At 63.5% G+C, this 17,732-nt stretch carries 20 protein-coding genes; 9 read left to right on the top strand and 11 right to left on the bottom strand.

The genetic code is table 11. The annotated features are described in order from the left end of the window. The first annotated feature begins 73 nt into the window (after nucleotides 1-73). The 3 genes from ACEN9Q_RS17430 to gluQRS are packed head-to-tail and all read left to right on the top strand — an operon-like array spanning nucleotide 74 to nucleotide 3,546. Nucleotides 74-625, top strand: a complete 552-nt coding sequence (locus ACEN9Q_RS17430) for a heme NO-binding domain-containing protein (protein ID WP_229412693.1) — start codon at nucleotides 74-76, stop codon at nucleotides 623-625. Beyond that, the gene (locus ACEN9Q_RS17425; RefSeq protein WP_495625442.1) at nucleotides 622-2,640 is read left to right on the top strand and encodes a putative bifunctional diguanylate cyclase/phosphodiesterase; all 2,019 of its coding nucleotides are present in this window, start codon (nucleotides 622-624) and stop codon (nucleotides 2,638-2,640) included. Before ACEN9Q_RS17430 ends, ACEN9Q_RS17425 begins: the two co-directional genes overlap by 4 nt. A 12-nt stretch (nucleotides 2,641-2,652) precedes the next feature. Continuing rightward, nucleotides 2,653-3,546 (top strand): tRNA glutamyl-Q(34) synthetase GluQRS, encoded by an 894-nt coding sequence (gene gluQRS, locus ACEN9Q_RS17420; RefSeq protein WP_495625441.1) that lies wholly within the window; start codon nucleotides 2,653-2,655, stop codon nucleotides 3,544-3,546. 146 nt (nucleotides 3,547-3,692) lie between these two features. On the opposite strand, the gene ACEN9Q_RS17415 is transcribed toward gluQRS, so the two are convergent. Beyond that, the gene (locus ACEN9Q_RS17415; RefSeq protein ID WP_495625440.1) at nucleotides 3,693-4,286 is read right to left on the bottom strand and encodes a CHRD domain-containing protein; all 594 of its coding nucleotides are present in this window, start codon (nucleotides 4,284-4,286) and stop codon (nucleotides 3,693-3,695) included. A gap of 172 nt (nucleotides 4,287-4,458) precedes the next feature. Between ACEN9Q_RS17415 and ACEN9Q_RS17410 the strand changes: the two genes are divergently transcribed. After that, nucleotides 4,459-5,430, top strand: coding sequence for a hypothetical protein (locus ACEN9Q_RS17410; RefSeq protein ID WP_157201873.1), 972 nt, complete (start codon nucleotides 4,459-4,461; stop codon nucleotides 5,428-5,430). Nucleotides 5,431-5,440: 10 nt separating this feature from the next. Here ACEN9Q_RS17410 and arsH read toward each other — a convergent pair whose 3' ends face one another. From arsH to ACEN9Q_RS17390, 4 genes are read right to left on the bottom strand one after another with little or no spacing between them, the layout of a single operon-like run. Next, entirely contained in the window at nucleotides 5,441-6,157 is a 717-nt protein-coding gene (gene arsH / locus ACEN9Q_RS17405) for an arsenical resistance protein ArsH (RefSeq protein WP_495625439.1), read from the bottom strand. Between the two features lie 19 nt (nucleotides 6,158-6,176). After that, a complete protein-coding gene (locus ACEN9Q_RS17400; RefSeq protein ID WP_495625438.1) occupies nucleotides 6,177-7,457 on the bottom strand; it encodes an arsenic transporter in 1,281 nt (426 codons plus the stop codon). Then, complete coding sequence (locus ACEN9Q_RS17395) at nucleotides 7,457-7,936, bottom strand: arsenate reductase ArsC (protein ID WP_495625437.1); 480 nt, start codon at nucleotides 7,934-7,936, stop codon at nucleotides 7,457-7,459. The genes ACEN9Q_RS17400 and ACEN9Q_RS17395 overlap by 1 nt, the downstream gene beginning before the upstream one ends. A 19-nt stretch (nucleotides 7,937-7,955) precedes the next feature. After that, the gene (locus ACEN9Q_RS17390) at nucleotides 7,956-8,267 is read right to left on the bottom strand and encodes an ArsR/SmtB family transcription factor (protein WP_495625436.1); all 312 of its coding nucleotides are present in this window, start codon (nucleotides 8,265-8,267) and stop codon (nucleotides 7,956-7,958) included. Nucleotides 8,268-8,506: 239 nt separating this feature from the next. On the opposite strand from ACEN9Q_RS17390, the gene ACEN9Q_RS17385 reads away from it, so the two are divergent. The 4 genes from ACEN9Q_RS17385 (at nucleotide 8,507) to ACEN9Q_RS17370 (ending at nucleotide 12,173) form a co-directional block, all read left to right on the top strand. Beyond that, nucleotides 8,507-8,758: a hypothetical protein gene (locus ACEN9Q_RS17385; RefSeq protein ID WP_495625435.1), complete on the top strand. Its 252-nt coding sequence runs from the start codon at nucleotides 8,507-8,509 to the stop codon at nucleotides 8,756-8,758. Between the two features lie 193 nt (nucleotides 8,759-8,951). Further along, a complete protein-coding gene (locus tag ACEN9Q_RS17380; RefSeq protein WP_495625434.1) occupies nucleotides 8,952-9,410 on the top strand; it encodes a hypothetical protein in 459 nt (152 codons plus the stop codon). 153 nt (nucleotides 9,411-9,563) lie between these two features. Continuing rightward, a complete protein-coding gene (locus tag ACEN9Q_RS17375; RefSeq protein ID WP_495625433.1) occupies nucleotides 9,564-11,576 on the top strand; it encodes an AIPR family protein in 2,013 nt (670 codons plus the stop codon). A gap of 237 nt (nucleotides 11,577-11,813) precedes the next feature. Continuing rightward, nucleotides 11,814-12,173, top strand: coding sequence for a hypothetical protein (locus ACEN9Q_RS17370; RefSeq protein WP_495625432.1), 360 nt, complete (start codon nucleotides 11,814-11,816; stop codon nucleotides 12,171-12,173). Nucleotides 12,174-12,905: 732 nt separating this feature from the next. Here the strand turns inward: ACEN9Q_RS17370 and ACEN9Q_RS17365 are convergent. The 4 genes from ACEN9Q_RS17365 to ACEN9Q_RS17350 form a co-directional block, all read right to left on the bottom strand. Continuing rightward, nucleotides 12,906-13,406, bottom strand: a complete 501-nt coding sequence (locus ACEN9Q_RS17365) for an arsinothricin resistance N-acetyltransferase ArsN1 family B (protein ID WP_495628965.1) — start codon at nucleotides 13,404-13,406, stop codon at nucleotides 12,906-12,908. A 256-nt stretch (nucleotides 13,407-13,662) separates the two neighbouring features. Further along, a complete protein-coding gene (locus ACEN9Q_RS17360; RefSeq protein WP_056441653.1) occupies nucleotides 13,663-14,112 on the bottom strand; it encodes a nuclear transport factor 2 family protein in 450 nt (149 codons plus the stop codon). Continuing rightward, nucleotides 14,109-14,552: a GlcG/HbpS family heme-binding protein gene (locus ACEN9Q_RS17355; RefSeq protein ID WP_495625431.1), complete on the bottom strand. Its 444-nt coding sequence runs from the start codon at nucleotides 14,550-14,552 to the stop codon at nucleotides 14,109-14,111. The genes ACEN9Q_RS17360 and ACEN9Q_RS17355 overlap by 4 nt, the downstream gene beginning before the upstream one ends. 59 nt (nucleotides 14,553-14,611) lie before the next feature. Further along, on the bottom strand, nucleotides 14,612-15,622 hold the full coding sequence (locus ACEN9Q_RS17350; protein ID WP_495625430.1) for a zinc-binding alcohol dehydrogenase family protein: 1,011 nt from the start codon (nucleotides 15,620-15,622) through the stop codon (nucleotides 14,612-14,614). Nucleotides 15,623-15,704: 82 nt separating this feature from the next. Here ACEN9Q_RS17350 and ACEN9Q_RS17345 point away from each other — a divergent pair, with 82 nt between their 5' ends. After that, a complete protein-coding gene (locus tag ACEN9Q_RS17345) occupies nucleotides 15,705-16,637 on the top strand; it encodes a LysR family transcriptional regulator (RefSeq protein WP_056441661.1) in 933 nt (310 codons plus the stop codon). A gap of 233 nt (nucleotides 16,638-16,870) precedes the next feature. Here the strand turns inward: ACEN9Q_RS17345 and ACEN9Q_RS17340 are convergent, their stop codons facing one another. Continuing rightward, the gene (locus ACEN9Q_RS17340) at nucleotides 16,871-17,059 is read right to left on the bottom strand and encodes an oxidoreductase-like domain-containing protein (protein WP_056441664.1); all 189 of its coding nucleotides are present in this window, start codon (nucleotides 17,057-17,059) and stop codon (nucleotides 16,871-16,873) included. 128 nt (nucleotides 17,060-17,187) lie between these two features. Beyond that, a complete protein-coding gene (locus ACEN9Q_RS17335; protein WP_495625429.1) occupies nucleotides 17,188-17,658 on the bottom strand; it encodes a hypothetical protein in 471 nt (156 codons plus the stop codon). Nucleotides 17,659-17,732: the final 74 nt, after the last annotated feature.

Genomic DNA, 17,732 nt, shown 5'->3' with positions numbered 1-17,732 from the left:
ATACTCATAACCCATCCAGCGTGATGCCCGTATCGACGGGTCGCGCGGATGCCGATTTGATGAAACGTGAAGGGTGTCCGCAGTGAAAGGTATTGTTTTTAATTTGTTGGAAGAAGCCGTCAGCAACGCGTACGGCGAGGCCGCCTGGGACCGATTACTCGATGTGGCTGGACTGCAAGGTGCCTATACATCGCTGGGAAGTTATGACGACGCCGAGATCGCCACCCTGGTGCGCACGGCGTCGCAGGCTCTGGAGATACCGGAAGACACCGTGCTGCGCTGGTTCGGCCGCCGGGCCATGCCGCTGCTGGCGCGGCGCTATCCGGCGTTCTTCGACAGCCATGCGAACGTGCGCAGCTTCCTGCTGAGCCTGAACAGCATCATCCACCCCGAAGTGCGCAAGTTGTATCCGGGCGCGCACCCGCCCGTCTTCGATTTCGACACGAGCGTCGCCGGCGTGCTCAAGATCGGTTACAACTCGCCACGCCGCCTGTGTGCGCTGGCCGATGGGTTCATGCACGGTGCCGCCACGCATTTCGGCGAGCGGATCGAGTTCGAGCAGGACGAGTGCATGCACCGCGGCGATGCCAGGTGTGTCTTCCACGTCCGTTTCGACCAGCAATGAACGGGGGCGACAACGTGGCTCCGGAAGCCGAGATCGCCCGTCTCGAGCGGCGCGTGCGGCGCGAAGTGGCGGCTCGTCTGGAAGCCGAAGCGATTGCCGAGCGGGGCCTGCGTGCCTTGTTCCAGCGCCAGCAGGAAATCGCCCTGCTCGAGAGCATGGCGGTGGCCGCCAACGAGGCGGAGGGCGTCAACGACGCGATGGAACGCGCACTGCACGCCATGTGCCGTTATGGGAGCTGGCCCCTCGGCCACCTGTGGCTGGTGTCCGGACATGCGGGCGGGGAACGGCTCGACCCGACCAGCATCTGGTACGACGAGGCCGCGCGCGACGGCGGCGGTCCGGTCCGGGCACTGCGCGCCTACACCGAAGCCAGCGTGTTCGCGGCCGGCGTCGGCCTGCCGGGCCAGGTCGCGCGCAGCGGACAGCCCGCGTGGATCGATACCGATGCGGCCGGCAGCGCGGAAACCCCCCGCCTGTCGCTGATCGTGGACGCCGGCTTCGCCTCGATGTTTGCCTTCCCGGTGATGATCGCCAGCGAGGTGGTCGCGGTGCTGGAGTTTTTCAGCCGCGTACGCCAGGCGCCGGAGGAATCGCTGCTGCGGCTGCTGGCCCAGATCGGCACCCAGCTCGGCCGCGTGTTCGAGCGCCGCCGCGCCCACGACAAATTGATACACGACGCCCTGCACGATCCGCTGACCCGGTTAGGCAACCGCAAGCTGTTCGCGGACCGGCTCGAACATCTGCTGCAGCGCGCGCAGCGCAAGCCGGACAATCATTTCGCGGTGCTGTTCGTGGACCTGGACCGTTTCAAATCCGTCAACGACGGGCTCGGGCACCAGTCCGGCGACCAGTTGATCGTCGCGACGGCCAAGCGCCTGTCGCTCTGCCTGCGCCAGACCGACCTGGTGGCGCGCGACCGCGCGTTCGCGCACGAGCCCCTCCTCGCGCGCTTCGGCGGCGACGAATTCGTGATCCTGCTCGACCAGGTGGCCAGTGCCGAAAGCGCGATCGTGGTCGCCGAACGCATCATGGGCGTGCTGGCCGAGCCGTTCGAGGTGGCCGGCCAGCGCGTGTTCGTGACGGCCAGCGTGGGCATCGCCCTCAGCGCCAGCGGCTACGCCGACGTGGAAGACATCCTGCGCGACGCCGACATCGCGATGTACCACGCCAAGCAGGGCGGGCGGGCGCGCTGGGTGATGTTCGACCAGACCATGCAGCTGGCCGCCGTGCGCCGCCTGCAGCTGGAAGCGGACCTGCGCGACGCGATGGCACAGCAGCAGTTCTTCCTGCACTTCCAGCCGATCGTCGACCCGCGCGGCGGCCGCGTGCGTGGCTTCGAGGCCCTGCTGCGCTGGCGCCACCCGGTACGCGGCCTCGTGCCGCCGGGCGAATTCATCTCCGTCCTCGAGGAAATCGGCCTGATCGAGCCGATCGGCGCCTGGGTCCTGGGCGAAGCCTGCCGCCAGTTGCGCGACTGGCAGCGCGACCATGACCCCCGGCTCTCGATGAGCGTGAACGTGTCGGCCGTGCAGTTCACGGGCGGCGACCTGGTCGAGGTCGTGGCGTGCGCGCTGGCCGAGACCGGGATCGCGCCCGCCAGCCTGAAGCTCGAGCTGACCGAAAGCGCCGTCATGGCCGACGCCGAGCATGCGATCGCCGTGTTCGCCCGGTTGAAGGCGTTGGGCGTGCTCGTGAGCCTGGACGATTTCGGCACCGGCTATTCCTCGCTCAGCTATCTGCGCCGGCTGCCGATCGACACGTTGAAGATCGACCGCTCCTTCGTCAGCAAGCTCGACTGTTTTGACGACAAGCGCCAGATCGTCGAGGTGGTGCTGATGCTGGCGCGCGCTCTGGGCCTGGACGTGGTGGCGGAAGGCGTCGAGACCGAGGCCGAGCTGACGCTGCTGCGCGAGATGGGGAGCGATCTCGTGCAGGGCTATTACTACCACCGTCCGCTCACGCCGGACGATGCCGCGCGGGTATTGGCCGCACAGGGGGCCGCCGCGATGTGCTAAGGTTGCGCCTCCATGAACGCAACGACACCCACCGACGCCTACGTCGGCCGCTTCGCCCCATCGCCCACGGGGCCGCTGCACGCGGGCTCGCTGGTCGCCGCGCTGGCCAGTTATCTCGACGCGCGCGCCCACCGCGGCACGTGGCTCATCCGCATCGAAGACATCGACGAAGGCCGCAGCGTGCCCGGCGCCGCCGAGGAGATCCTCGGCCTGCTGCGGCGCCTGGGCATGGAATCCGACCGCGAGGTCGTGTGGCAGAGCCGCCGCAAGCACCTGTACCAGGCCGCCTACGACCGCCTCGCCGGCCACGTCTACCCGTGCGGCTGCAACCGGCGCGAGATCGCCGATTCGCGCCTCGGCTTCGCGCCCGACGGCGCCGCCCTCTACCCGGGCACGTGCCGCCATGGCCTCGCGCCGGGACGCAGCCCGCGCAGCCTGCGCCTGCGCGTGCCGGAGGCGGGCGCGGACGTCATCACCTTCCAGGACCGCCTCGCGGGCGTCGTCAGCCAGCATCTGGCCAGCGAGTCGGGCGACTTCGTGCTGAAGCGGGCCGACGGTTACTGGGCGTACCAGCTGGCCGTCGTCGTCGACGATGCCGAGCAGGGCGTGACGGACGTCGTGCGCGGCGCCGACCTGCTCGATTCCACGCCGCGCCAGATCTTCCTGCAGCGGCTGTTGGACGTGCCCACGCCGCGCTATCTGCACGTGCCGGTCGTGCGCAATGCCGATGGCGACAAGCTGTCCAAGCAGACGGGCGCGCTGGCCGTGCGGCCGGGCGATGAAGGTGCCGCGGTGGCGGCGCTGCGGCAGGCGGCGGGGTTTCTCGGGCTGGATGTGGGGAACGTGGAATCGTTGGCGGCATTCTGGCGAATCGCCGTTCCGGCCTGGGCCGCATTGAATTTGTAGGGTGGGCATTTGAGGCCGGGGGCCTCAAATGAAACGTGCCCACGCGACGATAGCTGGCGCCAGCCGGTTCGTGCACGAACACGAAACCGTCAGGTATCGCCGCGTGGGCGGAGGACCGCCCACCCTACGAAAACGCGGGCGGCCGGTCACACCGCCGGCCGCCTCCGGCTCATCCACATCAACCCGGCCAGGCCCACCGCCAGCATCGCCCACTCGGCCGTCTCCGGCACGGGCGCGGCCACCAGCCAGCCGCGGATCTCCCCGTTCGGATACGCGGTCGTGTGGATGTTGACGTAGGCTTCGTTGGCGTCGATGCCGTCGACGAGGGCCGATGCGGCGCCCTGGACCGTGCCGCCGTGCGCCTTCACGAAGGCGGGATCGTAGGACGCTTCGTCACCGAGCGCGATGGCATTGCTGTAGGTGCCTGCGTGGACGTCCAGGGGAAAGTCCTGGAACGGCACCGCCACCGGCGCCGTGCCCGTGAAGGCCGAGCTGGTGCAGCAATGGACGTGCGCCGCGGTGGTGGTGCCGTCCAGGTCGCGGAACGGCATGTCGACGAGCATTTGCTTGCCGTTCAGGTCGATCGTCACGAGGCTGGAGCCGGGCGAGGCGTTGGGCGGACTTTCCAGCGCCCCGCTGGCGACGGCCCGGTAGGTCGGGTCGTTCGGCGCGGCGCCGGCGGGCAGGGCGATGGCGGCCGATGCCGCCGCCATTGCGAGGACGGACAGAACACGTTTCATGGATTACCTCCTGTTGAACAAGGGTCCTGCGGCGCACCCCGTCCTGGGGTGCTGTCCAAAACCTAGCACCGCTGGCTTGCGTCTTCGCACACGGTACGGCTGAGATAGTGCTTTCGAGCGACTGAAAATCGGAAACCTTGGCACAATCGCAAAAAAACAACCCGACACGACCATGCGACTCCCCAAGCGACTCCTCTGTTCCGCCTTGCTGCTGGCCGCCGCCGGCGCGTCCCAGGCGCAGGACGCCTCCCTGCTGGCCGGCGCGATGCGTGTCGACAAGGACCACGGCGACGCCTCGTTCGCCGTCAACGTCGGCTACACCCAGCGCCTGACGCCATACTTTGCGCTGAGCGCCGACTACCTGAACGAAGGCCACCCCAGGCTGCACCACCGCGACGGCCTCGGCGCCCAGGCGTGGCTGCATACCCGCGTGCCGCAGCGCGGCTGGTCGTTCGGCGCCGGCTTCGGCCCCTACTATTATTTCGACACGACGACGGGCAACGGCTCGCTGAGCGATTACCGCAACGAGCACGGCTGGGGTGAGCTGATGAGCGTGGATGCGATCTACCACCTGCATTCGCATGCGTACGTGGAGGCCCGGCTGTCGCATACGCACGGCATCCCCGACCGCGACACCACCCAGCTGATGGTCGGCATGGGCTACGAGCTGGGCACCGTGCCGAACTGGGAGCGCAAGGAAAACGCCGACAAGGGCGACGAGACGATCATGCTGCTGGGCGGCCGCTCCATCGTGAACAGCTTTAAATCGGAAAAGGCGACGGCGGCCGCCGTCGAGTACCGCCGCACGGTCAACCCGAACGTCGAATGGAGCGTCATCCTGATGGACGAGGGCAAGGTGGGCGTGGCCGAGCGCATCGGGGTCTCGAGCCAGATCTGGCTGCTGCGCCCGTTCACGGAACGCACCGTGCTGGAGATGGGCTTCGGCGCCTACGGCGTGCGCGACCAGCTCGACCGCACCGACGCCGAAGCCGAGCGCGTCACGCGCCTGACCGGGCTGGCGTCGATCGGCATGCGCTACCGCATCAGCGACACCTGGCGCGCGCAACTGACGTGGAACCGGGTGATCACCGACTACCACCGCGACTCGGACGTGTTCCTGCTCGGCGCCGGCGTCGTGTTCTGAGCGGCGCGCGCTACAGCTTGACGATCTGCCGGTCGATCGCCTTGCGCGCGCGTTCGCTGCGTTCGCTGTAACGGTCGATCAGGTAATCCGTGCGGCCGCGCGTGAGCAGCGTGAACTTGAATAATTCTTCCATCACGTCGACGACGCGGTCGTAGTACGCGGACGGGCGCATGCGGCCGGCGTCGTCGAATTCCTTGTACGCCATCGGCACCGACGACTGGTTCGGGATCGTGAACATGCGCATCCAGCGCCCCAGCAGGCGCAGCGTGTTGACCACGTTGAACGACTGCGAGCCGCCGCAGACCTGCATCACCGCGAGCGTCCGTCCCTGGCTGGGGCGCACGCCGCCCTGGTCCAGCGGGATCCAGTCGATCTGGTTCTTCATGACGGCCGTGACCGCGCCGTGGCGCTCCGGACTGCACCACACCTGGCCCTCGGACCACAGGGACAGCGCGCGCAGCTCGACCACTTTCGGATGCGTCTCGGGCACGCTGCCGGCCATCGGCAGTTCGGCCGGATCGAAGATCTTCACCTCGGCGCCGAAGTGTTCGAGGATGCGCGCCGCCTCGAAGGTCAGGAAGCGGCTGAACGAGCGTTCGCGCAGCGAGCCGTACAGCATCAGGATGCGCGGCGGATGATCGAGGCCGCCGGCCGGTTCCAGCTTCGCGGCGGTGGGCAGGTCGAGGCGTTCCGGATCGATGTTGGGCAGGTCGGGAAGTTTGTTCATGGTCGTCTCGTTGCATGCGTCAGGACAGCCGCAGCGCCAGCGCGGCCAGGGTCAGGAGCAGGATCGGCAGGGTCAGCACGACGCCGGTGCGGAAGTACTGGCCCCAGGAGATGCGGATGCCCTTGTCCGCCAGCACGTGCAGCCAGAGCAGGGTGGCCAGGCTGCCGATCGGCGTGATCTTGGGGCCGAGGTCGCAGCCGATCACGTTGGCGTACACCATCGCCTCGTGCACGGCGCCGCTGGCCGGGACGGCGTCGATCGCGAGCGCGCCGACCAGCACCGTCGGCATGTTGTTCATGACCGACGACAGCAGCGCGGTCGTGAACCCCGTGCCCAGCGCCGCGCCCCAGGTGCCGTGCGCCGCGCTGCGCGCCAGCAGCGCCGTCAGGTAGTCGGTGAGGCCGGCGTTGCGCAAGCCGTAGACCACGAGGTACATCCCGAGCGAGAACACGACGACCTGCCACGGCGCGCCCTTCAGCACGGCGCGCGTGGAAATGACGTGGCCGCGCGCCGCGACGGCCAGCAGCACGACGGCGCCCATCGCGGCGACCGCGCTGATCGGCACGCCCGCGCGTTCGAGCCAGAAGAAACCGGCCAGCAGCAGCGCCAGCACGTACCAGCCGGCGATGAACGTCGCGCGGTCGCGGATGGCGTCCCGCGGGCGTTTGAGCTGGGCGAGATCGTAGGTCGCCGGCAGGTCGCGGCCGTAGAACGCGACGAGCGCGGCGAGCGTCGCCGCCACCGCGACGAGGTCCACCGGCACCATCACGGCCGCATAGCGCGCGAAGCCGATGCCGAAATAATCGGCGGACACGATGTTGACGAGGTTCGACACCACCAGCGGCAGGCTGGACGTGTCGGCGATGAAGCCGGCCGCCATCACGCAGGCGAGCGTGGCGCGCGGCGGGAAGCGCAGCGCGGCCAGCATCGCGATCACGATCGGCGTGAGGATCAGGGCCGCGCCGTCGTTCGCGAACAGCGCCGCGACGGCCGCGCCGAGCAGCACCAGCAGCACGAACAGGCGGCGGCCGTTGCCGCCGCCCCAGCGCGCGACGTGCAGCGCGGCCCACTCGAAGAAGCCGGCGCGGTCGAGCAGCAGGCTGATGACGATGATGGCGACGAACGCGTCGGTGGCGTTCCAGACGATGTGCCAGACGACGGGAATGTCGGCGGCATGGATCACGCCCGCGAGCAGGGCGACGGCGGCGCCGGCGGCGGCGCTCCAGCCGATGCCGAGGCCGCGCGGCTGCCAGATCACGAGGACCAGCGTGCCGAGGAAGATGAGGAAGGCCGGCAGCATCACGCGTCGATGCCGCCGATGCGGTCGAGCGCCGCCTTGAACGCGGCGCGGTCCGCTGCGAGGCGGTCGAGCGGCAATGCCAGGAACGCTTCGATGCGCGCGCGCAGGATCGCGTAGGCCAGCTCGAACGCGGCGTCGATCTCTTGTTCGGTGCCGGTCACGTGGCTCGGATCGTCGACGCCCCAGTGCGTGCGCAGCACGGGGCCGAGGTAGGCCGGGCACGTCTCGCCGGCGGCGCTGGCGCACACGGTGACGACGATGTCCGGCGTCACGGGCAGGCCGTCCCACGACTTGCTGAAATAGCCGCCGGTCGGCACGCCCTTGGCGGCCAGCAGCGCGAGCGCGCGTTCGTTCAGCTTGCCGGTGGGCCGGCTGCCGGCGCTGATGGCATGCCAGCCGGCGGGCGCCAGGTGGTTGAAGACGGCTTCGCTGATCAGGGAGCGGCAGGAGTTGCCGGTGCAGAGAAAGAGTACGTTCATGAATGGGTGAATGGCGGGTTCAGGCGCCGCACGCGGGGCCGCAGGGTCGGCCGCCGCAGCAGTTTTCGGTGAGGAATCCGACCAGGTCGTTCATCGTGTCGAAGCGCGCGGCGTAGATGACGAAGCGGCCTTCCTGGCGCGGCACGACGAGGTTCGCGTGCGTCAGCTCCTTGAGGTGGAACGACAGCGAGGAGGCGGGCAGGCCGAGCGTTTCCGCGATCCTGCTTGCGGCGAGTCCGTCCGGGCCGGCCTGCACGAGCAGGCGGTAGGTGGCCAGCCGCGATTCCTGGGCGAGCGCGGCGAGCGCCGTGATGGCATCTTTGTTTTCCATATTTCCAGTATAGTCGAAATGTTGGTGCGCAAACAAGCATGTTCTGTCGGGTGACACGAAAAATGAAAAATGTGCCAAGTTAGTGAAAAACTGTTGACGGAGTTAATGAACAATCGGCTTGGTGAGAGGTTTTGTTGCGACAAGTGCAATGCCTGCGTACACTCGACGAAAGGCCGCTTGCGGCCAAAAGCGGACGTTCATCTCCTTAGTGACCAACGCACGAAAAGGCTTCAAAATCCATGAAATCCATCTCGACTATTGCGGCTATTCGAGCTCTCAGCGATGACGGAGCTGCCTTGTTCGAAAAGCAGCTGGGATGGCTCAATCCGCTACCCGAACGGCTGGACGAAGTCTTCGAACGAATTCGCTTTGCTATCAAGCGCGCGGAATACATCGCTGACCGAACTGGTGAGGAAAATTCTGACGCGGCTGACCTAGCGGCCCTTCGTTATGAGCTTGAGCGTGTCAAAGAATTGTTGACCGGTCAGTAGTCGCCACCTTGGCTAAACGAAAGCTGCAGATCAGGTGGCAACGTCTGCAATGGGTCGCTTCTTGCCGGTCGTGACCGTGCGTGACTTTTTCGCTCAGGCAACCTGCTATGCTCACCTGAACGGCCGAGATCGGCCAGAAGCAGCCGTTCGCGTTATCTCTGTTCGGAGAGCGCCACTGCATAATGGAGAAACAGTGCATCCAACCGTCAAGTCAGTGCTCCGTACTATGTCGATGCTTGGAGTCGCCGCCATTGGCGGCGTGGCTGTAGCCACCTCTACCACTTGCGGCGTCGGGCTTGCGCATGGAACAGGAACTTGGTGCGCGTTACCGCTGGTTTGGTTTATCGGTTTCCCACTTGCGATAATGGCCGCGCTCATCTTTGGCTTGCCGCTTGCGTTTTTGTTCTGGAAGTTGCGTCTAACGCGTTGGTGGCAGTTTGGAATAACCGGCTTTATCTGCGCCATACCTCTCTGGATCGAGCTTGCCAAGCCATTCACATCCGTCCGTTGGGCGCAATCCGGTCTGTATGATTCGTTGAACTATCTTGGGTCTGGACTCGCCGGTGGGCTTGCTTACTGGTGGATATGCCAGAAAGTAGGTATTCGCAGTAGCACTGATGAGATGACCCAAGAGTCCAATGGGCCTGCGTGACCGTCCGCTCCGGGGCGGAAGCAGACACGCTAGAAGAACCGCAATCGGCCAGGAATCGTTCCCGCGCGTTGACAAGACATCACCTCGGACTGATGGCTAATCACTTGCCAGTAACGATGTTATGCTATACGGAAATAAATACGTGAGGTCGAGATGGCAAAAAATGATCGTTTGCTGTTGGGTGGTATTATTGATGACAGGGTGCATTTAAAGCTGCCGTCTGAGAAACGTGACGAAGCATTCGAGTATCTAGCTCTAGAACAGATCACCAAGGACGACGATTTTTCAACCGATGAAATACTGTACGGCTGGATCGATGGGAGACAGGACGGAGGCATTGACGGCTTCTTTGTTCTAGTTAATGGACACATGCTTCAGGATCCAGAGTCTTTCACCTGGCCTAGAACGAGCTCAGAACTGAAGGTTGTTTTCGTAACTTGCAAGCATCACGATACATTCAAACAAGCGACCTTAGATGCTCTGATCGCTACGCTGACAGAGATACTCGATTTTTCGCTCGACGATACGCAGTTGACCGGAGCATACTCTCCGTTGTTGTTGAAGATGCGCAACAATTTAAAGTACGCATACCGTAAAATGTCGCCGCGGTTGTCACACTTTAAAGTTGAAATTTTCTACGCGTCGCGAGGAGATACTAGCGAGATCGGAGACGAGGTCGAAGCCCGTGGACGGCAGGTGGAAGCAATTGTTAAGAACAGCTTTGGTTCCTGTAGTGCGAAATTCAAATTTATCGGCAGCACCGAACTTGTTGAGCTGCATCGGATCATGCCCAACTATACGTTGGAGCTACCGTTTGTCGAAGCGCTCGCGAAGGGGGAACGGTATGTTGTGTTAGTTCGCCTCTCAGATTACTACAAATTCATCAGTAACGACGGGAAGCTTCGACGCTATCTGTTCGAATCGAACGTGCGCGATTTTATGGGTATGAATCGTGTTAACGAAGATATCCGATCGACCCTTAGAGCAGAGGATTCCCCTGACTTTTGGTGGCTAAACAACGGCGTGACGATATTAGCTACCTCCGCGGCTATAACTGGCAAGTCTATCCAGGCCAGCGATGTTCAAATCGTAAACGGCCTACAAACGACTGAATCAATTTTTCGTCACTTCGAATCACGTACTGAGGCATCAGACGATCGTTGTGTTCTCGTAAAAGTCATTGTGACTAAAGACGAGAATATTCGCGACGCGATTATACGGGCTACGAACAATCAAACCGACGTCGAGCTCGCATCGTTGCACGCTACTGACAAGATTCAGCGTGATATCGAGGACACGATGCTGCGGCATGGGCTCTATTATGAGAGGCGAAAGAACTTCTATGCGAATCAAGGCCACGCAACCGCTGAGCTGGTAACTCCTCTTTACGCGGCGGCCGGCTACATGGCGTTGATCTTGAAAGAGCCTCATCAGGCTGCTTCGCTTCGATCAAAGTTTATGCGTGCGGCTACCACCTACGAGAGGGTGTTTAACGAAAACGTCACGCTTGAAGTGTGGCCAAAGATCGTTCAGGTATTAAAGCGCGTGGACGATCAGCTAGAGCATTTAAGGCCGCTCGGAAAGGGCGCTGATCGGTTCCTAAAGGGGTGGCGCTATATCACGGCGTTCATTCTTCTATCTCAGCATTTCCGCAGATTTAACTTTAGTGCCAATGATTTAGCAAAGCTCGATCTTAGTATCGTCACGCCGGCTGAGATCGAGCGTGTCTGGACGCAGTTGTGTGCAATTGTTCCCTCAGACACGCGCGGAGCCTGGACTTCTCTGAGGGCAGTTCTCCGAGCTTGTGAAGTTAGTGCGAGAACTCATGGCGTAGCAAACTTGATGTGTTTGCACAAGACAACCTTTGAGCCGTTGCCTACCGGAGAGAGTCGAAGACCTTCGCCTTCCCCAACTTCCCCGCCCTCAGGCGAGCTGATCGCACGAATCAAAGCCGCCCTGCCGCCGCAACCGTGGAAGCCAGGACTCCATCGGAGGATAGCTTCCGAAGTCGGATGCGATTTACCGACATACTTCGCGGCGGTGGCCCAGTTGATCGAGGACGGGGACGTCCACAGGCAGAAAGATGGCGTAGTTTATGACGCAGATGGAAATGTGATCTGTTTTGATCCGGAACGAGTGGATCCCGATACCTTAGAGCTTCGGTAGCGGAATCTCGGTGTCCGCAACATCATGCTTCAAAACTGATTTATCCGTCGACCGTGTACGTACATTAGGTAAGTGTTTTTGGCCGTCCGGCTCGCCTTGACAAGATGACTAGTTTGAGTGCCGCCATCAAAACTGCAATTTTCCAGCAGAGTAATACGGACCGTACACTGAGCATCGCGAACGGCCGGGTTCGGCCAATAGCGGTTCTTCCATATTTTCATTACACCTAGAATCAACATGACCAATAAGCTTGATCAGTACAGTGACGTTTTATTGCGACTGCTGCGAGAAGCGATCGCATGCACTCCGCAGGAATGGACGAAAGGTACGCTAACAATCGACTGCGACGGCGTGAAGATCAACTATAAATTGAAGAATGGTGAGCAGCCTGGTCTAGCCTCGATTAGTGAAAGTTTGAGAGACCTCATCGACGAGTTGTATGTCCGGATGGCCAATCAGGGTGATAAGTGGGCTCAGGCGACCTTGTCGTTTTTTCAGGAAAGCAACGACTGGAAGTTCAACGTCAATTTCGAGTATGTGCCTGACTCCACGGCGAGTGAAACGTCTGTCGCAACCCCGAAGGTTAAACGTACATGAAAGTTCTGGCAGTAGTCAAAGCTGTAAACTCGGCCAGCTTGAAGCGGAGTCAAGGGCCGCTCCGGGTCGGTTCCGGCCGGTCGTGACCGTTCGTGACTTTTTCGCTTCAGCAACCTGCTATGCTGAGCTGAACGGCCGAGTTCGGTCACAACCGGCCTTTGGCCTGAGCGATCTATGACTGGGAAAATATGAAGAGACTAGCTTTAATAGGTGGATCCTTACTGTTTCTCTCCGGCTGCTATACCGTGAACAACGAGCGATTTGCAAACGATGTGCGCGCCCTCGTACAACCTGGCATGGAGATGTCGTTAGCGACCGGAAAACTTGAAAGCAATGGCTTCGCATGTGATCCACACAGCTCAGCTCCGGCCATCACATGCGTAAAAACACGGCAAAACTTGTTGCCGTACACATGCATTGAACGAGTAAATCTGACTCCATCACAAGCGCCGATGACGCTTGATCGCGTTGATACGCCGCCGATTGCGTGTGCGGGTTTTTGAAGTCAAAACCGTTTGACGACAACGGCTACGTCCGGTCGTTAGAAGCCTGTCGATACGTCCCGCCAAGCCATCGGAATTTTTCAGTATTTAAGGCGCATCAGCCGGAAATTTTCAATTTGTTGGTCACCTCGCTATGCCCGAGATGACAGAGATAGTGAAAAAGGCCTTTGCAATTAGTACCCGCCTTTTCACTTACTGCGTCATCCGACAGTTCTGGTTCGAAGGATTGTCAGGCGAGCTTGCGTTCCCAGTAGCCCACGTCGACCCATCTCCCGAACTTCTTGCCGACTTCCGAGAAGTGCGCGACCTTGCGGAAGCCAAGCGCCTCGTGCAGCCCGGCGCTGGCATCGTTCGGCAGCGCGATGCCGCCGATGACGACGTGCAGCTCGCGCGCGCGCAAGGCATCGAGCAGGGCGCCGTACAGCATGCGCCCGAAACCGCGCCCGGCCCAGGCGCCGTCGAGATAGACCGTGCTCTCGACGGCGTGCCGGTACGCGGGCCGCACGCGCCATTTGGTGGCATAGGCATAGCCGGCCAGCGCGCCGTCGACTTCCAGCACGAGCCACGGCAGGCCGGCCGCGCCGACGTCGGCGATGCGCTGCGCCATGTCCGGTTCGGCGACCGGCTCTTCCTCGAAGCTGATGGTCGTCGTCGTGACGTAGTGGTTGTAGATGGCGCAGATGCGTGCGGCATCAAGGGGCGTGGCGGGGCGGATGTGGGTGGTCGGCATGGGAAGCGGCGAAGAGGTGGCGTCGACGATGGTGGGGCGCGGGCGGGCGGTTGTCAAGATCGCGGTGTGTCTTGATTCCGGCCAGGCCAGGCCTGTTCCAGCGTTGCCTCCACTGCGCGACATCGTTCAAATGCACCTCGACCTCATCTGCCGTTCCAGGCGCTTCGTCGCCCAACCCCTGCCATATGGTCAATTCACCTTTGACGGCAAAAATCGGGCGACTGCTTGGCACTGTGTTGCCACCTCGCCCACGGTCTCAGTAAGACAGCTGGATGTGTCGCAGGTGCCAGCTACCGTTGTCGCTGGTCCAAACCATCGTGAACGGCGCCCGCAGCTCATTGGACGGCTTGTCCTTCGGGCCGACCGAGCCAAGACGTACGCCCGTTACGACCGCAGTGCTTCCGAAGCGTTGCACGTTCACGTCTTCGGCGCGTAGCTTGATGACCGCATCCGAATTGAACAGCGCCTCGAACGCCGCGGGCTTCAGGACGTGAACCGAAGGTGCCGACGGGTCGATCTCGGTGAATCCGGCCGCAGGGATGTAGCGCAGGACGCCAGCCAGGTCCCGCGCAGTCATGCGCGCATATAAGTCGACGGTGGCGGAAGCAACGTCGAGATGAGTGGCCGCCCTGCCCGCCGTCGAGGCCGCCAGTGCCGCCGCGGTCAGCACGACGCCGGCGGCGCGCCGCGCGATGGTTGCGCTCATTTGGCCACCTCGAAGCCAGCGGCCGTGAGCGCAGCGACAGCCACGTCGTGGTCTTGCTGGGCATTGCCGCCAGAGATGCCGATGCCACCGACCACACGACCGCCCACCACGATGGGAACGCCGCCACCCACCGGCATGACACGCGGATGGTTGGCCAGCGGCGCCGTGGCCGGCTGAGCGACGACCTGGTTCCAGATCATTGTGTCCAGACCGAAGGAGGCGGCAGTCCAAGCCTTGTTGACGGCCACTTCGGCGGCCAGGAACGGCGTCGCGTCGGCACGCTCGAAGGCGATCAGGTGGCCGCCTTCGTCGGTGATCGCAATGGCCAGATTCAGGCCGGTCTTGGTGGCCGCGTCGCGCGCGGCGACGGCCAGCGCCAGCGCGCTGTCGCGCGTGATGGAAGCCTTGGTCTGGACTTGGGTAGCGTGGTGTTGAGACATGATGAGTTCCTTTGAAATGAAGTTATGCGTTTGAGTGCTGGTATGCGGTGCGTCCGAAATCAAAAGCCTTCAAGCACGATCTTGCCCACGGCCTTGCCGCTTTCGATCAGCGCATGGGCACGGGTCAGGTTTTCGGCGTTGATGCGGCCGAAGACGGCGTTGGCGGTCGTCCTGACGCGGCCGGCGTCGACGAGCTCAGCCACGCGCCCCAGCAGAATGCCTTGCTCGTGCATGTCAGGCGTCTCGAACATCGAGCGCGTGAACATCAGCTCCCAGTGCAGCGACAACGACTTGTTCTTGAGCGCGATCGGGTCCAACCCTTCCATGTCATCGATGACGGCCAGCGCGCCTTGTGGCTTCAGGCTCTGGATGATCTCCTGGTAGTGCGTGCCGGTCTGCGTGAGCGAGGCCACGTAGTCCACTTGCTCGATGCCGGCCGAGCGCAGCGCCTGCGACAGCGGCGTGGCGTGATCGATGACCGCGTGCGCACCCAGCTCCAGGCACCATTCACGCGACTCCGGACGCGACGCCGTGGCAATCACGCGCAGCTTGGTCAGCTGCCGGGCCAGCTGGATCAGGATCGAGCCCACGCCGCCGGCGCCGCCCACGACCAGCAGCGTCTGGCCTTCGCCACCGCCCTGGGCAATGCGCAGCCGGTCGAACAGCAGCTCCCACGCGGTGATGGCCGTCAGCGGCAACGCCGCGGCTTGCGCATCCGAAAGCGACTTGGGCGCCCTGGAGACGATGCGCGCGTCCACCGCATGCAGCTCGCTGTTGGCGCCCGGGCGCCTGATCGAACCGGCGTACCAGACGCGGTCACCGACCGCGAAGCCGGTGGCCTGCGCGCCGATGGCCTCGACGACGCCGACGGCGTCCCAGCCGAGCACCTTGCGTTCGCCGGCGGCCGGCGCGCTGGCGGCGCGCACCTTGGTGTCGACCGGATTGACCGAGACCGCGTGCACGCGCACCAGCAGGTCACGCGCACCGGGCACCGGAGCGGGCAGTTCCACGTCCTCGAGCGCCTTTGGCGCATTGATGGGCAAGTTCTTTTGATAAGCAACAGCTTTCATGGCACTTTCCTTTCTTGGCTTAAGTGATGTCGATGGAAGGTAATATAGGTAAAATAGCTGCGCTTGATAAGAGGCCCTTCTAATGCATCACTTTCAAACCAGGATTGAAAATATAGGCGACCTCCAGGTGTTGCTGTACACGGTCAGCGGCGGGTCGTTGACCGCGGCTGCGCGGGCACTCGGCATCACGCCGGCGGCGGCCAGCGCAACGCTGAAGCGACTTGAGACTCAGTTGGGGACGCGGCTCTTCGAGCGCTCGACGCGTGCAATGCGGCTCACGCCGCCAGGTCAAATCCTGCTGGAGTATGCCCAGCGCGCGTTCGAGCTGTTGGCGGAGGGGGAGTCCCAGCTCGATGCCGAACGCGGCGCGCTGGTGGGCACGGTACGTGTTTCGGCACCGTCGGACCTCGCCCGGACCGTACTGATGCCGATGTTTGATGAATTCCTGCACCTTCACCCCGGGGTGAAGCTGACGCTCAATGTTGGCGACCGCTTGCTCGACGTGCTGCGAGACGAGATAGACTTCGCGATTCGGTACGGGGAGTTGAGCGACTCTCGCCTCGTGGCCCGTCAATTGTCGCTGGCGCACCCCGTTCTCAGCGCTTCCCCCGACTACTTGCGTCGTCACGGCACGCCACTTACACCTACAGACCTGGTGGACCACAACTGCATCGCATTCATGCGCGCCGGGCGCACGTTCAACTCATGGCGCTTCGGTCAGAACGACCAGTGGACCACGGTCAGGGTCAGCGGCGACCGGGTCGTGGATGACGCCTCGATGGCACGCCAATGGGCCGTTGCGGGAGCCGGAATCATCTTCATGACCGAGATCGAGCAGCGGCGTGATCTGCAAAGCGGCGCCCTGGTGCGGCTGCTGGCCGAATGGGGGACAGATCCGTATCCCTTGCACGCAATCCTGCCTAGCGGACGCTTCGTCCCCAATCGCGTTCGCGCGCTGGTGGACTTCATCGCTGGCCGCTTTGCTGAACGCCGGCTGTCAAACACGGAGCGCTGAAGAAGGCGCCCGGCACCGCGCCAGCGCTTATTGAAGTGTGGACATCGACAAAGAACTGGCAGGCGAGCCCTTGTGTTTGTCGTCAGTGGACTCGCCCTTGACGCCGTCGATTTGCAGGTATGCGTCGATTGCCATGATGCCGCCGTCGTTGACTAACGAGGCATGTTGACAGAGCCCGGTTTATGGCGATTTGGCAGGAGTCAACGGTCGAACGGGCGCCAACGAGGCGCCCGTCATTCCTGTCCCGGCTTCTCCACCGCCTCCGGATGCCGCACCTCCCATGCCGCCAGCGCCTCCTTGTAGTTCGCGAGCAGCATCTGGTACACGTCGAAGATACAGTTCGGACAGCCCGAGCCGCAGCAATCCTCCAGCGCGGGTTCGATGGGCGGCTGCGGGCGCGGGTCGGGATCGGGGATGCTCACGGTGTGTTGTCGGTGTCGATGATGGCCAGGATTTTCTCGCGCGGCAGTGGGCCTGGGTGGCACGAGAGGGACATGCGGCGCAGCATACCCAATCGTGCCGCGAAAGTCGAGGCGCGGCCGCCCCGGCGTCAGCCGTTCAGCTCGTAACTGCGCAGCACGAACACCATCTTGCCGTGCCGCCTGGCGCAGACGCCCTGCATGATTTCGCCGCCGCCCAGGTCCCACGTGAGCGTGCTGCCGGTGGGCCTGGCCGCGCAGGCCGCGTGGGCCCCGGCCGGGACCGGCGGCAGCCTGGGCGGCGGCGGCGGCGCCGGGACGGGCGGCACCGCGGGCACGGCCGGAATGGCGGGCAGGGCGGGCGGGGCACCGGCCGCGGGCGCGTCGGGCGAAGGCGGCACGGGAGGCGCCGGCGGCGCGGGCGGGACCGGCGGAGCAGGGGGGGCGGGCGGCGCCTTGCACTTGCCGGTGTCGGTCTTGCAGTGGATGTTCACGTACACATGGGCATCCTGGTCATGCTCGTCCGTCGTCGTCTGCGCCAGCGCGGGCAGCGTGGCGGCGCCCAGCAGGACGGGGAGGGCGAGGGTGGCAGCTTTCATCATGTTCTCCTTGTCGCGGCCCGCGCGGCGCGGCGGGCCATGCGTGCATCGTGCATCCGGATTGTGGAGAAAAAATG

The organism is Massilia sp. Masssp93 (assembly GCF_059491295.1).
Note: the sequence above shows the minus strand (reverse complement) of the source record. Positions and strands in the feature narration are given on the sequence as shown.